The sequence below is a fragment of the Acinetobacter sp. RIT698 genome, assembly GCF_009668065.1.
In the GTDB taxonomy this organism is placed as follows: Bacteria; Pseudomonadota; Gammaproteobacteria; order Pseudomonadales; family Moraxellaceae; genus Acinetobacter; species Acinetobacter guillouiae.
The window spans coordinates 1-14,930 of the sequence record NZ_WJYH01000033.1 but is presented as its reverse complement, the minus strand read 5'-3'; the positions used below and the strand labels follow the sequence as shown (position 1 = coordinate 14,930).

Sequence of the window (14,930 nt, the reverse complement as noted above, 5' to 3'; positions counted from 1 at the left end):
CAATTTCTAAAATAATTTGCTCGATGTTAATAATAATAATTCTAAAGGACATAGAGTTAAAACGATGAACAAAGTTGTCGCGAATGCACATGAAGCTTTGGCTGATGTGGTTGCAAACAACCAGACTTTTGCAGTGGGTGGTTTTGGATTATGTGGTATTCCAGAAGCATTGATTGATGCCTTAAAAGAAATTGGTGTAACGGGTCTAACTTGTATTTCTAACAATGCAGGTGTGGATGATTTTGGTCTAGGCAAGCTTTTACAAACCAAACAAATTAAAAAAATGATTTCATCCTATGTCGGTGAAAACAAAGAATTTGAACGTCAATATTTAAATGGTGAACTTGAAGTTGAGTTGACACCTCAAGGTACCTTGGCTGAAAAATTGCGCGCAGGTGGTGCAGGCATTCCAGCGTTCTTTACCCAAACAGGTGTAGGGACATTGATTGCCGAAGGCAAAGAAGTTCGCGAATTTGATGGTAAAGATTACATACTCGAACAAGCATTGGTTGCAGATATTGCTTTGGTAAAAGCCTATAAGGCAGATAAAGCCGGCAACTTAATTTTTCGTAAGACTGCACGAAACTTTAACCCTGAGTGTGCAATGGCTGGCAAATTGACCATTGTCGAAGTTGAAGAAATTGTTGAAATTGGTGAGTTAGATCCAGATTCAATTCATTTACCGGGAATTTATGTAAGTCGTATTGTTTTAAATGCGCAGCCTGAAAAACGAATTGAACAATTGACATTGAAGACGGAGATTTAATCATGGCTTGGACGCGTAATGAAATGGCTGAACGTGCAGCGCAAGAGCTTGAAGATGGCTTTTATGTCAATCTAGGCATTGGCTTACCTACCTTGGTTGCAAACTATATTCCTGACAATATCAATGTCTGGCTTCAATCTGAAAATGGCTTATTGGGAATTGATGAATTTCCAACACAAGATACTGTCGATGCAGATTTAATTAATGCGGGTAAACAAACCGTAACTGCACGTAAGGGCGCTGCGTTTTTCTCTAGTGCTGAATCTTTTGCCATGATTCGTGGTGGTAAGGTCAATATTGCCATTTTAGGATCAATGGAGGTTTCCGAAAAGGGAGATTTAGCCAACTGGATGATCCCTGGGAAAAAAGTAAAAGGCATGGGCGGTGCAATGGATTTGGTTGCAGGTGTTCAAAAAGTCGTGGTGTTGATGGAACACTGTGCTAAAGATGGTAGTCCTAAAATTGTCGCTGAATGCTCATTACCGCTTACTGGAAGACTGGTCGTAAACCGTATAATTACGGATCTAGGGGTGATGGATATCACTCCCCAAGGTGTTGAGTTGATTGAATTGGCTAAAGATGTGAGCCTAGAACAAATTCAGGCGGCAACAGGGGTAGAGCTGATCACCTCAAATCTCGCTGTGGCTTGATTGTGACAAAGCAAGCTTAAAATTATAATTTAACCAGCCAAGTTTAAATGCTAAGTCGCTTTGGCGGCTTAGACATGTTATCAATGGATATGCTATTTTCAAAAATACCCGCTTCAAAAGTATACGCATTTAAAATACAAGGTGAACTCGAATGGAAAAGATTGTCATCGTCGCTGCTCGTCGTACTGCAATGGGAAGTTTTCAAGGCAGTTTTGCAAGCTTATCTGCACCGGATTTGGGTGCAGTCGTCATTGAAAAAGTTGTTGAACAAGCCAATGTGCCTGTTGCTGATATTGATGAAGTAATTATGGGCTGTGTATTACCTGCGGGTTTAAAACAAGGTCCAGCACGTCAAGCGATGCGAAAAGCGGGTTTACCAGATCATGTTGGCGCAACCACAATCAATAAAGTCTGTGGTTCTGGGATGAAAGCTGCAATGCAAGCCAGCGATGCCATTAAAGCAGGAAGTGCCAAAATTATTGTCGTCGGTGGTATGGAGTCTATGACCAATGCACCGTATTTATTACCTAAAGCACGTTCAGGTTATCGGATGGGGCATGGTCAAGTGATTGATCATATGTTTCTTGATGGTTTGGAAGATGCGGGTACAGGGCGTGCAATGGGAAGTTTTGCACAGGAAATGGCGGATAAAAAGGGCTATAGCCGTGAGCAAATGGATGAGTTTGCAATTCGCTCACTGACGCGTGCAAAAAAAGCAATTGCAGAAGGTTATTTTAAAGACGAAATCACGCCTGTTAAAGTGGCGTTACGTCAGGGTGAGATCACTGTAGATGTGGACGAAAATCCTGAAAATGCCAAGATTGATAAAATCCCAAGCTTAAAACCTGCATTTGCTAAAGACGGTACGATCACTGCTGCAAACTCTAGTTCAATCAGTGATGGTGCATCTGCACTACTGATCACGTCGGCGTCAGAAGCGCAAAAGCGTGGTTTAACTGTATTGGCTGAAATCAAAGGCTATACAACCAATTCCCAGCATCCTGAAGAGTTTACCATTGCACCTGTGGGAGCGATTGAAAAACTACTGAAAAATGTTGGTTGGTCCGTAGACGATGTTGATCTTTGGGAAATTAACGAAGCTTTTGCCATGGTCACTATGGCTGCAATTGATGCATTTAAACTTGATCCTGAAAAAGTCAATATTAATGGCGGTGCTTGCGCACTCGGGCATCCACTGGGTTCATCAGGTTCACGAATCATTGTGACCTTGATCCATGCTTTAAAACGCTTAGGTAAAACCAAAGGGATCGCAACACTTTGTATTGGTGGTGGTGAAGCAACAGCACTTGCAGTTGAATTAAGCGCGTAATTTATTGTTTATCGTGATAAATAGTTAAATAGTTTGTGATTCAAAATTAAAAAAGCCGGTCGTTTCAATACTGCCGGCTTTTTGCTGTTCTTTGTCATGTGAGTTTATGTATAGTCAACTTGTCAAAAAATCAAACCCAAGAAATTAATATTTTTAATTAAATCAATTATATGACGAGATAAATTGTTTGATTATAAAAAGTTTGAAATGCCCCACCTTACATTCAAAGTTTCAATACCTTTGTGTAGGCGATGCCTGACTTTTCGTAGTGGATGCCAAACCTTGCGCTGCAAACATAGCAGTGCTTTGTTTTTGCTCATGTTGGGCGGGGGGACGTCCTGTACCCCCGTATTCCCACACACAAGGGGCGACATCCATGTCACCCCACGGTAGGACAACCATTTATGATTCAAAAGCACAAGGCTTTATCATTAAATCTTACCATTTATGACTATAAGTCACTTTCAATGTTGCACCTGACGCCAGCAGATGGCTGGTGTTATTACTGGTACGGAGAAGTTGGCTATATAATGGATAATATTTACGGTTAAACATATTTTCTAAGCCAATCGTAACCGTATCTTTTTTGTTTAGGGCAAAACTACTGATTAAATCTGCAGTGGTATATGACTTCACATCATAACGACCAAAACTGTTGACACCGTTTAAACGATAATCTTCTGAAGCAAAATATGTCGCTTGTAAACGATTTGTCCATGTGTCTGTTGGGCTATAAGAAATGTATCCTGTTACTTTTAATGGTGGAATACGGTAACCCGTCATGTCTTGTTCTTTATTGGTGTTCTGTGGGGTTTCACGGCCTTTCATCCATGTAACACTTCCTCCAGTTCCCCATACTTTTGCATCATCAAGATAATCAAGAGTCGCTTCTACACCAGTCACTTTTTCTTTGGTACGTGTCAGTATCAAGCCATTGTTAAAGGATTGAACACCACCCAGATCTGACGTTGACTGAAACACCGCTAAGCTTGAGCTAAAATTATTAAAATGACCATTCCAACCGAGCTCGTAATTATCCACCTTAACGGGTTCAAGGAATGATGATGCTAAGTTAAATCCTTCTGTTGCATTACGGATTACAACCCCTACATCGGGCAATTGAAAACCTTGATTAAAAGATGCGTAAATTGAGTGCTGATCTGTTGGCTTAAAGGTGATATTGGCATTATATAACCATGCATCCGCCGTCACTTTACCACCCTTAACGGTATAAGGCTGTGGTTTACCTAATTGTGATAATGGAACAAAGCTATCAATTTTTGCATAACTGTCTTCATAACGCGTACCAACTTCAGCAGACCATTGTTCATTAAAATTATGTTTTAATTGCGCAAAACCGCCGATACTTTGGGTGGTTAATTCAGGTAAATAGATTAGTTTTCCATTTTTAACAAATTCTAAACCACCAGATTGGTCATAAATTGTAGGATCAAACGTATCTAGAGGCATTTCACTTTTTTCACGGCTAAAATCGCCACCCCAAACAATTGAAGTATCACCTAAAAATTCTAGTGGGGTGTTTACGGTTAGGCGACTGCCAAGTACATTATTATTTTGATAAACCTGATCAACTTGCCCACCACGTGTACTGACTTTACGCGCATCAAATGGTGAGAAGCGAGTAAAAAAGTCTCGGTAATAGATTTGCGCGTCAACTTTGCTGCCAAATAAATCTTTATTGTTATAGGTCAAATTGTAGATTTGATTTTCATTTTTATTCTGGTCTTTTAATTTAAGCCCTTTGATTGCTTTCGCAGGTACGCTACCTGCAGGAAGTTTTGCTACACTTGGGTCAGAGGCATAGTCAGAATCTTGTTCAGCATTATAGTAATTTGCTGCAAATTGAAGATATTGGTTGTCGTCAATGTGATAGCCAAGTTTACCGCCTACGCTATATGCATCCGCATCAAACAGATCCCCTTGACTTGGTTCTGGTGCAACACGATCGCCTCTGGCATCGTATGGACTACCAATACGTTGATAGCCAAAATCAAATGCATAGTCAAAGTTATTTAAGCTTCCAGAAAAATATTGATGAATATCTCCACTTAGAGCATCTGTACGAAAGTTGGTCAAAGCGCTTTGTAGCCCAATCACAGTTTTTGCAGTCGGTTCACCGCCTGCAGCTTTGGTGGTGATTGAAATCGTTCCGCCAGCAGCACCACTTCCATAAATCGCATTACTGCCACGAATGACTTCTATCCCTGTAATACTTTGAGGGTCGATTGATGAAAGACCTCTTGATGTATCACGTGTCAAATTCATAGGTACGCCGTCAACCAAGATCAAGGCATTACGTCCGCGTAAAGTTTGCCCATAATCAGTAATTGTACGACTTGAGTCTGATAAACCAGGCACAACTTTGGCTAAAACAGTGGCAATATTTCCAGAAGACGCATTTTTTAGAAATTCAATTTGTTTTTCATCTAATTTGGTCACTTGTTTTGCAGAAGAGGAGAATTCATCTGAGCGTGATGCGCTGACAGTAATTGTTGGAAGCACCGCAGCTTTGTTTTCTGTATCTGTAGCCTCTGTGGGTGAAATAGCAAAAGAGGATTGTGATAAAAAGATGAACCCACCAATTGATATAAGTGGAATGATTTTTTTTACATCAGACTTCTTATTAAAAATTTTGTTGCTTTTCATCTTGCTTCCTTTTATCTCACCCTGAGATTGCTTTAAATTGACGAAAGTATAATTGAGAATGATTGTAATTCACAGTAACAAATAAACAAACAATAAAACATTTATATTCAGCTTAAATTTAATTGAATGGAATAGCTGATACACCACTCAAGGTTTAGAGGTATATACAATTTCTTTATATGAATCAATATGAAGCTGATGTGCTCGACGGGTAATACTGCGATCATCACCGAGCACAAAAAGTTTTACAGACTGGTGTTTCCACAACGCAATATCTTCAGGCTGGCGCGGAATTGCGCAGAAATATTTACCCTGTAGTTGAGTTTTGCTATATATCTCTTGGATCTTTGCTTGAACTTGCGGATGGCGCGTTTCCCAAGGAACGCCCATAGACTGAGAAAGATCTGCCGCACCTTCAAGAATAATATCGATCCCATCAATAGCTAAAATTTCATCGATATTTGCTACACCAGCTAAACTTTCAATCATTGCGACGACAACTGTTTCTTTGTGTGCGTGTTGCACAAAATCAGTTAAGCTCTGCATGCCATAGCGATTTAACCGAGTTGAATTTAAGCCCCTTTGTCCTAGGGGCATGTAGTGGCAATGATTCACAGCTTCTTGGGCTTGTTGTGCATTTTCTATACGTGGTATTACAATTCCAGTCACGCCAGCATCGAGTAAAGGTAAGATCAAGTGATTGGCGGTTAAGGGGACTCGAACCAATACATCAAGCTGTATGGTTCTAGCGGCTAAAATCATGCTTTCAACTTGGGATGTACTAAATAAAGTATGTTCCAAGTCAATAATAATAAAGTCATAGCCAGCCAGCCCCAATTGCTCCACATGAATTGGCGAGGCAATAGAACAGAATATGCCATAAAGTGACTCACCATTTTCCATGCGTTTTTTAAAGGTAACTGAAGTTTTATTCATATTCAATTTCCTTAATTAAACTCAACGGATTTGGGGTGGTTTGTACTCTTAATCGGATTTCTGGTAGGAAGCGACGACTTGCAAGTTGTTCAATATCGATGGTGTCATCTGTAAAGTTAAACAATTCATATCTTTGTGCAAATTCTGGATGCTTTTCTTTATGTTGATTGATGATTGATCTTAACATTGTCCAAAATTTGATTTCATCAAAATCATAATGTGTGTTTAGAAATATGGCCAATTCCGCCAGATTGACAAACCAAAGTGCGTCTTGGGTGAAATCTCTTAACTCATTTGCTGCGTGCGTTTCTAAAAAAGAATTTGGGTTAATTTTGGCATGTTCTTTAGGTGCGTCTTGTAAATCGGGTAATAGCTCTGGATTTCTTAATAAATGACGACTAAAGCGAATACCATCATGGAAATCTTTTAAAGCCGCTTTAACAGGTAGACCATCTTTGTGAATTAACACCATGTTTTGTGCATGTGATTCCAATGCTAAGCCGTGACACCATAAAATATGCATAATTGGCAGATAGGCATTTTTTAATAACTTCTCTAACCAAAACTCGATCCCGTATTGTTTGATCCAGTGGTCTATCAGCGGTTTTTGGTCAGTATCAAGTTGCATTAGACCTGTAACTGGTGTTGCTGATTCGCCTTCATTGAGATAATGATAAATACTTTCACGCCAAATACAGGCCAGTGCGCCATATTGAACAGCTAAGGCGATCGGCTGATTGATAGAAAGTCCAGCAATTTCTCTTAAAATAACGGGTTTACGTTGTTTTTCTAAAATATGGTCTTGCTCAACGATTTTATACAGCCAGTCACTCATTTTTGCAGCATTTTGCACAGTATGTGGTGCTAAAACACGAGAGGTCGACGTGTTAACTAAATTCATTGCTAATTTCAGTGATAATGCTGAAATATCCGTGATGTTTGATAATGTTCGGATTGATTGTTGCGGTAAATAAGTAGGTCCAGCGATTTTCAATGGAATGATCAGTTGGTTGCTGATTGCATCTTGATAATACAATTCAATAATTTTATCCCATTGCCAAGGATGAATGGGGCTAAGAATATAATCATTGAAATCAACTTGATACGCTGCCAATTCCTCACGGATTGCGTGAAGGTCTTTGTCTGAAAAATGCTGTTTATACAGTTGATTTAAGTTGATCGTTTCACTCAAAACCAATTTGCATAAGCTTTTATGAGTAGCAGCCCATTGAACAGAGAATCCTTGGGATAATTCAGGTGAGTATTTTTGATTTTCCTTAAGATCAAAGCCTATTCTAGATTTAAAACTTGGATGATAGAGATGTGCATTGTTTATACGGGCTTCTTGCTCAATATATGACAGTGTTCTTAATGGTTGGTTGGGTGATAGACCCAGTGTTTGTGCATGTTTGACATAGGTAAGATTGAGCTCATCATTAAAGTTTTGCCATTTGATTGGATCAGCATCAATAATATGTTTTAAATCAGCCAATAATGCTTTTAAATTTGGACTGCTTGATGACTTTTGAACGGCATCATAACGGACTAAACTCGATGGATTTAATTTAATTCGGTTAAAACTAAAATGTTGTTTAGCGTCGCAGCTATAAAAAAGATCATCTGAAATAAAGAATTTAATTTGCCCATTTGATTTTTCGTAATTAAAGGCATTTTCAAAGATTAAGGCTTCTAATAATTGCCCGATGACACGTCTTTCCGCTTGGACTTTATAATCAACTTGTTGCGTAGCTTGAAGTGGGGTTAGTGTTTGAGCGCCTCTGTATTTATAAATCGGATTTTCAATATCAATCCAAATCGGGTTACAACCACTGTGATATAAGGTGTTCATCATATTTGCCTTAATAGGTAAAGTGAGAGAGTTAAGCAAAAGGTTGCAGTAGTGCTGTGCTTTATCTGAGAAGTTTTCATCGATCAGGGTTTGTCTGGTGGTTTGCCAAAGTTCACTTTCTTCAATAATGCTTACTCTTGATATCGCACTAATTAGATGCGCAATATGATTAATGACTAAATAATATTGCAGAAAAATCCATGCATCCTTTTGAGAAAACCAAACAGTGCTATCTTCAGAGACTGAGGAATGATCATTGAGCATCTCAGAAACCACACTAATCCCTTCCATATCACGAATAATCAGTCGAGCAGGGAAGCCTTGTTTAAATTCCATCAAACTGTTTTGCATATGGGCTTCAACACTAATCCCTTTATTTGCAAACAATTCAATCAGTGGAACCAAGGAAACTTGAATATATTGTTTCCACCAATCAGCAAGAAAGGCTTTTGAGTGACTATTTGGAAGTCCTTGGGCTTGTGCGGCCTGATCAATAAACGCCATTAAGGGGATCTGATGATGCTCATTTTCTTCGACTAAACCACCTAGCATCCGAGTATTTTCAAGCGTTTCCGTAGCTAATCCTGCGCGATATATAATGCCAAAAGAACTTTCTAACTCAGGGATTTTGACAGTTTTGGCTGTAAGCTCTGGAAGAATGAGCATATTTTTATAGTGTTGGTTGATCTGATGCTTAAGAATGATTTTACTGGCATCAATCGCTCTTTCCATTTCATCCATAGGGTTGTTACGAATAAAACTAGTAATACGCACATCAATGGAGAGTTTTAAAAAAATATTAGATTGCGGTAACCAAACGGTTCGTACTGAAGATGTAGGCCAAACGGTTTGTCCTAAAGCACCTAAATATCGAACCTCATGATTTTCTAAATAGCGTTTTAAGGAAGGGTGTAGGAGTAAAAAGTTTGCTTGCCACGGATGTGTAGGCAAAAGTTCATAATTTTCGAAGTCATCTTTGAGGCGGTGTTGTGCATGCTTCAAAACGTCTTCTTCAATCAGTTGATCAATATTATTATCGCTGACAAGTTTTTGGATTAAGGATGAATGCACTGCGAAGTAGTGTAACTGAAACGTCGCACCTAGCTCTGGGCTATACTTTTTCATATCCTCTTTAGAAAAGCCTAGATTGGCTTTTGAGGTCACATGAAATGGATGTCCATATAACATGCCTTGTTCAGCAGATTGAAAACTAGAGGCCAGTTTAGGCTTTATTTGATCTACGCTGTTTTCTAAAAAGAATTTGGTATTTTCGATACTGTTTGCGATTTCTGCATAGAGATTTTGATTTTGCTTTTTATCTTTAAATCGCTGATTTAACTTTAACTCATCGGTTATCATTTTAACCAACACTTTAGGATCAGTCAGACTTGTGACAGTCTTATCCTCAGTATTGAAGACACAAAAAGAGCGCTGGTAACGATGATAACCAGTGCTTGAGAAATGCTGTATCGCACCATAGATGATTGAGTTAGATGCAGTAAATGGGTATGAAAAATAGGATGAATTATTTGCGTCATGTATTGTTAAAGGTGAATCCTGTTCTGAGAGAATATGCTGTTCGAGTTGAACTTGAAGTTCACGAAAAAAAGTATTCAAGTATTGTTCAAAAAGCTTGTAAGACCATGCATCGGTGGTAATGATCGGGTTCATTCTTGTACCTCTTCTAAAATTGTATTGGTTAAAAATTTGTTTAAAGTCACGATTAATCCAGCACCAATAAAAAATAATGCAGTGCAAATTAACGCGGCAGTGATATTGAAAAATGAGTATGTGAGGGTGACCGCAATCGGCCCAAACAGTTGACCGAGAACAAAGGCGCTATTTGAAATACCAATCACTTTTCCTTGATTTCTTGCATCTGTTTTTAACGAAATCGTATGAAAAATAGAGGGAATAAGTGCAGCGAAACAGAAACCTTGTATGAGTCTTAAGAGCAGCACTAACCAAATATTAGTGGTCCATGTCAAAGCCAGAACCGTGATTCCACAGATCAGCGTTGCACTGACAAAATTATGAAATGAATCACCTCTCGCATCGTTACGTTTCCCCCAATAGGTTGCAGCAAAAAATGCAGCGCCCCATGAAAGAGCGTGGATTGTTCCTGTTAAACTCGCAATAGATAAGGGGGTAGTTATATTTCGACTGATTTCACTAATATATAAGATAAAACAGGACACTAAACCGAACCCGCCAGCTTGGACAAAGGTTCCCGCACTGAGCCAAGAAAAAATTGTTCGATCAAATGATTGCAGTGTTGATGGTTTTTTATCGGGTTCAGTGACAGATGTCTGTACAGGTTTGCTCAATAAAATGGCAGCAACTAAGATTAAAACGATGACAATATATGCTGTGGCATTGAGTAAGGTTTCAACTTTCCAATGGTCCATAAATATGCCACCGAGTACCGGACCACATAGACAGGCCAGTGCGACACTGCTTTGGAGCTGTCCAAAAGCAAGACCTCTTTGTCGCTCGCTAGACAAGTAAGAGGTATAGGTATAAAGAATCACGGATAGACCGCAAAATCCTAATAAAATACGGGCAAAAATAAACACAAATAGATGCTGTGCTCCCGCCATTAAAAGTATAGAAATGCAGAAACCAGCCAAAGAAAGTAACAGTGCTTTTTTATGCCCAAATGTATCTGATAGATGACCAATAAGGGGGGCTGTAAATAGACTCCCTAGAGCTGGTGCAGACAGCGCTATACCTGCCCAAATGGCGGGTGTTGCCATTTGCGCCGTCAATTTTTCCATATATAGCGGCATGATCGGTATTAAGACCATCAAGCCAAAAGTCGAAAAAAATTGACACAGTAAAATAATCAAATGATCTAGGCGAGAGGAACGCATGATTTAGATATCCATGGTCTCATAGCAAGATTGGAATAAAGCATGGTAGGGATTTGACGTCATACCAATTTTACTTGGCATCCCTGTTGAATCACCTTGTTGGGCTAATAACGGGTTGAGTAATTGTTTGAATGGCCAATGGCTACTTTCAAAAACATATTTTTGAATACAGTTTTTCGATTGTTCAGAAAGCGCGGCAGTTTCTATAAAGTTGACAATAATCGCTTGGATCATTTCCCAGAAGTCAATTTCAGTATGATCGGTATATTTCAATGTTGCTAATGCGATAGGGTATAGGTTGATTTGTATCCCGAGGGTTATAAAATAATTAAATAAATCCTCATTTTTATTAAAGATAAGATTGTTTGGCGTACTGGTATCAATTTTATAGACTGGCGGAACAAAACCACTGTCCTGAATCGCAGGGGTGCATATTCTTAAGGTGTCATGGTCACGCAGAATAAAGCATTTAAATTGATTGTCTTGGTAACATACAAGGGTGTTTTGACCATGACACTCAGGCATAACACCAAAAGACCACAGTGTGAGAAAAGTGTGAATAAAATGGGTACTCAAATCTTTAAGTAAGTTCCATTTGTCACCTGTTATACCTAAAGCTTCCCATGGATCAATATAAGGACAACTTAAAGCAGACATGCTAATTGGTGCTATATTTTTTTCTTGGCAAAAATGAGGTAAATGCCTCACTTGACAGCCGATAACACCTAAATTTTGTACCAGCGGTTCTTGTTTTCCTAAGACCCACCAATGGGTTTCATTGCTTAAAAAGAGCTGATGTTTTAATGATGGTGTTTTGTCGATGACATCATTGAGAAAATCATATGCCGCATGACCGTTGGCTAAATATCGAGCAGGCATAGAGCGAATAGCCCCCAAAGTTTTGGCATTGGTCGAGAGCTTTAAGTGCTGATTTGAATTTAAGTGATTGATTAAAGTTCGTAGCGAGGATGTTGGGCAACCAATTGTAGTGACGAGGCCGAGGTCAATCCCTAGATATTTATTTTCTTGAAATCTTAAATAGTCATGCTGTGTTTTAAGTACAGGTATTGCAAGGTATTCATTTGAGAGAGCCTGCATTTTTTCAATAATAAGATTTTTTTCCTCAACAGGGAGAGCCAGTTCATCATGTGGAATGGATTCCATATTATTTATGACATCTGCTTTTTTAAATGCCCACCAATACACTTCAATTTCTTTTTGAGTAATGAGTGGACTGAGTTCACCTTTCGCATGTGCAAATGGATGAAATGCACGGTCAGCGACAAGCGAAAGTTGTTCACTCATTATGAGTGGCGAAGAAAAAGAAAGTGCGGATTGTAAGATTTGAGGAATTTTTTCAGCAGTAACTAAATTATCATGCCAATACGTAATGGCCTTTTGGTGGTTGATTGATGGCCACCATGAGGATTGAGTTAAATAATTAAAAACGTCAGCAATCGCGATCTCAGTGGTCTGTTGACTCAACGTGTTATGAAGTAAAACTTCTGCTTTTGTGATATAGAAAGGATTTACACTATTTACTTTTAAGCAGTTGAAATGTAGTTCCAACTCACTACTCAGATGTATTACAAGATAAGGCTTTTTATAGACAATATGGTTTCTGAACTCACCATAATTTTCCATATAGAGCGCATCTATAGTTTTCTGAAGTTGTGTTGTGTAAATCCGATCTAACATGTGCATTGTTCCTATAATTATAAAAGTGGCAAAACTGTGCCAATATTTTGTTTTTGTGCAGCATTGAAAAACCATTTCGCACAAACAATATCGTCAATCGCCATACCCATTGGGTTGAGTAAAATGATTTCATCATCATTTTCACGGCCATTTTTATGCCCAATAATGATGTCACCTAGTTCAGCATGTAGTTTTTCACGGCTAAATAAACCTTCTTCAACCAGCACATTGATGACTTTCTTTTCTCTATTGGATTGATCCCAGTCGTCCACAATCACTTTGTCAACTTTGAGGAAAACTTCTGGTTCAATATCCATGATTGAGATATTTGAAACGAAGCAACCTTTTTTAAGCCATTCAAATGGGATATAGGGTTTGTCAGATACTGTGCAAGTGATTAATACATCTGCCTGTTGGATCGCCGACTTGGCAGTTTCATGAATTTCGATTTGAAGATTTGGATATTCGCCAATAAATAAAGCTTTAAGTTTTTCTGCAGCTTCTGGGTTTAGATCAAATAAATGTATTTTTTTAACTTGAGGGTATTGTTCTAAGACCGTTTTGATTTGCATTTGGGCAATCGGACCACAACCAATCACGCTGATATCTGAGAAGTCTTTTTTGGCGAGATATTGAATTGATACACCAGTAATTGCCGCTGTTCTCATCGCACTAATTAAACTGCCTTCCATGATTGCCACGGGGTAATTTGTTTCAGCGTCATTTAAAACAATTAAGGCGCTGGCACGAGGAATATTAAATTTCTTAGGATTATGTTGGCGGGAGCCAATCCATTTGATCCCTGCAATAGGATCATTTCCAGCCAAATAACACGGCATGGCAATAATTCGGTCTGCAATATGGTCCGCACCTTGCCAACGTAAATAGGGTTTTAAGGGTTGCACAAACTGTTTATTTGCGTGAAGTGTGAGGCCTTCAGTAATTGCTTCGATAAATGAATTACTGTGATTTGCACCAAGATGGAGTAAATCTGATTGACTAAGGTAACGAAGGCTAGCCAAATTACTCATAAATATTTCCTAAAAAGTGGAGTTAAACAACGGATTGCAAATTAAAATTTTCTTGATTGAGATGATTTTTATTGAAATGTCTTCTCTTGATCATTTCGAACCATTCTTCGTCATAAACTAAATCTAAATAACGATCGCCTCTATCTGCTAAAAGGGTTAAAACGCATGACCCAGACGGGATGGTCGGGATAAGTTTTTTTATTGCTGAAATAGATGAGCCGCTAGATCCACCCGCAAAAATGCCTTCATGTTCGAGGAGTTCTCGGCAGCCTAAAGCTGACTCATAATCATCAACATAGATGACATCATCTATTTCATCTGGGGAGAGTAGGGCTGGAACGGTACTTGCACCGATACCCGGAATTTCACGTGGGCCTGAGTGACCACCAAAGAGAACAGAACCGACGATATCGACTGCAATAACTTTTAAATGCGGGAATTTTTCTTTTAAGCGGCGAGATACGCCCATGATTGTTCCAGAAGTACTTGCACCAACAACCAAGTAATCAATACTGCGATCGATTTGATTTATGATTTCTTCCGCTTCACCATAATAGTGGCTTTTCCAATTGTTGGGATTTGCATATTGGTTGATCCAAACAGCATTGGGCAATTGGCGGCAAAGTCGTTGTACTGTATCGATTCTTGTTTTTAAATAACCACCGTTTTGATCTTTTTCAGAGACCATTTCGATATTGGCTTTATAGAGCTTCAACATTTGTAAATTGGCTGAAGCAATTTTGGGGTCAATCACGGCAGTGAATTTCAGGCCGTAAATTTTGCATGCCATTGCAAGTGCAATTGCTAGATTTCCTGATGAACTTTCAACAATGTGGCTATCTTTATGAATGAGGCCAGATTTAAGCCCCTCTTGTAACATATACAATGCAGGTCGATCTTTGATACTTCCACCAGGATTGAGTAACTCCATTTTTGCGACAACGGTGATGGATTGATCGGTAAACATCCTTGAGAGTCTGATTAAAGGAGTTTTACCTATGCAATCGAGAATATTGTTATGGATCATCGTTAGAATTCTCTGGTTTTATCTTTTGCAAATGATAATCATTATTGGTTTTGTTATTATTAAAATTTACGTGAAATTTGTTGTGTTTTGTAATTTTATTGAA

At 38.8% G+C, this 14,930-nt stretch carries 11 protein-coding genes; 3 read left to right on the top strand and 8 right to left on the bottom strand.

Features of this window, described 5'->3' with window-relative positions:
* Nucleotides 1-64: 64 nt before the first annotated feature.
* From GJV03_RS14530 to GJV03_RS14520, 3 genes are all read left to right on the top strand, one after another.
* Nucleotides 65-766, top strand: coding sequence for a CoA transferase subunit A (locus GJV03_RS14530; protein ID WP_004721433.1), 702 nt, complete (start codon nt 65-67; stop codon nt 764-766).
* A 2-nt stretch (nt 767-768) separates the two neighbouring features.
* Nucleotides 769-1,416 (top strand): 3-oxoacid CoA-transferase subunit B, encoded by a 648-nt coding sequence (locus GJV03_RS14525; RefSeq protein ID WP_154130373.1) that lies wholly within the window; start codon nt 769-771, stop codon nt 1,414-1,416.
* A 151-nt stretch (nt 1,417-1,567) separates the two neighbouring features.
* Nucleotides 1,568-2,746 (top strand): thiolase family protein, encoded by a 1,179-nt coding sequence (locus GJV03_RS14520; RefSeq protein WP_154130372.1) that lies wholly within the window; start codon nt 1,568-1,570, stop codon nt 2,744-2,746.
* Nucleotides 2,747-2,977: 231 nt separating this feature from the next.
* Here the strand turns inward: GJV03_RS14520 and GJV03_RS14515 are convergent, their stop codons facing one another.
* From GJV03_RS14515 to sbnA, 8 genes are all read right to left on the bottom strand, one after another.
* On the bottom strand, nt 2,978-3,148 hold the full coding sequence (locus tag GJV03_RS14515) for a hypothetical protein (RefSeq protein ID WP_154130371.1): 171 nt from the start codon (nt 3,146-3,148) through the stop codon (nt 2,978-2,980).
* A 36-nt stretch (nt 3,149-3,184) separates the two neighbouring features.
* Nucleotides 3,185-5,413 (bottom strand): TonB-dependent receptor, encoded by a 2,229-nt coding sequence (locus GJV03_RS14510; protein WP_154130370.1) that lies wholly within the window; start codon nt 5,411-5,413, stop codon nt 3,185-3,187.
* A gap of 147 nt (nt 5,414-5,560) precedes the next feature.
* Nucleotides 5,561-6,349: an aldolase/citrate lyase family protein gene (locus tag GJV03_RS14505; protein WP_154130369.1), complete on the bottom strand. Its 789-nt coding sequence runs from the start codon at nt 6,347-6,349 to the stop codon at nt 5,561-5,563.
* On the bottom strand, nt 6,342-9,869 hold the full coding sequence (locus GJV03_RS14500) for an IucA/IucC family protein (protein WP_154130368.1): 3,528 nt from the start codon (nt 9,867-9,869) through the stop codon (nt 6,342-6,344). The genes GJV03_RS14505 and GJV03_RS14500 overlap by 8 nt, the downstream gene beginning before the upstream one ends.
* Nucleotides 9,866-11,071 carry an MFS transporter gene (locus GJV03_RS14495; protein WP_154130367.1) on the bottom strand — a complete coding sequence of 402 codons (1,206 nt, stop codon included), beginning with the start codon at nt 11,069-11,071 and terminating at the stop codon, nt 9,866-9,868. The genes GJV03_RS14500 and GJV03_RS14495 overlap by 4 nt, the downstream gene beginning before the upstream one ends.
* 3 nt (nt 11,072-11,074) lie before the next feature.
* Nucleotides 11,075-12,715 (bottom strand): IucA/IucC family protein, encoded by a 1,641-nt coding sequence (locus GJV03_RS14490; RefSeq protein ID WP_154130396.1) that lies wholly within the window; start codon nt 12,713-12,715, stop codon nt 11,075-11,077.
* 71 nt (nt 12,716-12,786) lie between these two features.
* Nucleotides 12,787-13,800: a 2,3-diaminopropionate biosynthesis protein SbnB gene (gene sbnB, locus GJV03_RS14485; protein ID WP_004820581.1), complete on the bottom strand. Its 1,014-nt coding sequence runs from the start codon at nt 13,798-13,800 to the stop codon at nt 12,787-12,789.
* Nucleotides 13,801-13,822: 22 nt separating this feature from the next.
* Nucleotides 13,823-14,827, bottom strand: a complete 1,005-nt coding sequence (sbnA, locus tag GJV03_RS14480; RefSeq protein ID WP_056513005.1) for a 2,3-diaminopropionate biosynthesis protein SbnA — start codon at nt 14,825-14,827, stop codon at nt 13,823-13,825.
* Nucleotides 14,828-14,930: the final 103 nt, after the last annotated feature.

Bases quoted from the DNA above. Each gene is read 5' to 3' on its own strand.
- GJV03_RS14505 (WP_154130369.1), bottom strand. From the start codon at position 6,349: ATGAATAAAACTTCAGTTACCTTTAAAAAACGCATGGAAAATGGTGAG.
- sbnA (WP_056513005.1), bottom strand. From the start codon at position 14,827: ATGATCCATAACAATATTCTCGATTGCATAGGTAAAACTCCTTTAATC.
- GJV03_RS14495 (WP_154130367.1), bottom strand. From the start codon at position 11,071: ATGCGTTCCTCTCGCCTAGATCATTTGATTATTTTACTGTGTCAATTT.
- GJV03_RS14525 (WP_154130373.1), top strand. From the start codon at position 769: ATGGCTTGGACGCGTAATGAAATGGCTGAACGTGCAGCGCAAGAGCTT.
- GJV03_RS14530 (WP_004721433.1), top strand. From the start codon at position 65: ATGAACAAAGTTGTCGCGAATGCACATGAAGCTTTGGCTGATGTGGTT.
- GJV03_RS14500 (WP_154130368.1), bottom strand. From the start codon at position 9,869: ATGAACCCGATCATTACCACCGATGCATGGTCTTACAAGCTTTTTGAA.
- sbnB (WP_004820581.1), bottom strand. From the start codon at position 13,800: ATGAGTAATTTGGCTAGCCTTCGTTACCTTAGTCAATCAGATTTACTC.
- GJV03_RS14520 (WP_154130372.1), top strand. From the start codon at position 1,568: ATGGAAAAGATTGTCATCGTCGCTGCTCGTCGTACTGCAATGGGAAGT.
- GJV03_RS14490 (WP_154130396.1), bottom strand. From the start codon at position 12,715: ATGGAAAATTATGGTGAGTTCAGAAACCATATTGTCTATAAAAAGCCT.
- GJV03_RS14515 (WP_154130371.1), bottom strand. From the start codon at position 3,148: ATGGTTGTCCTACCGTGGGGTGACATGGATGTCGCCCCTTGTGTGTGG.
- GJV03_RS14510 (WP_154130370.1), bottom strand. From the start codon at position 5,413: ATGAAAAGCAACAAAATTTTTAATAAGAAGTCTGATGTAAAAAAAATC.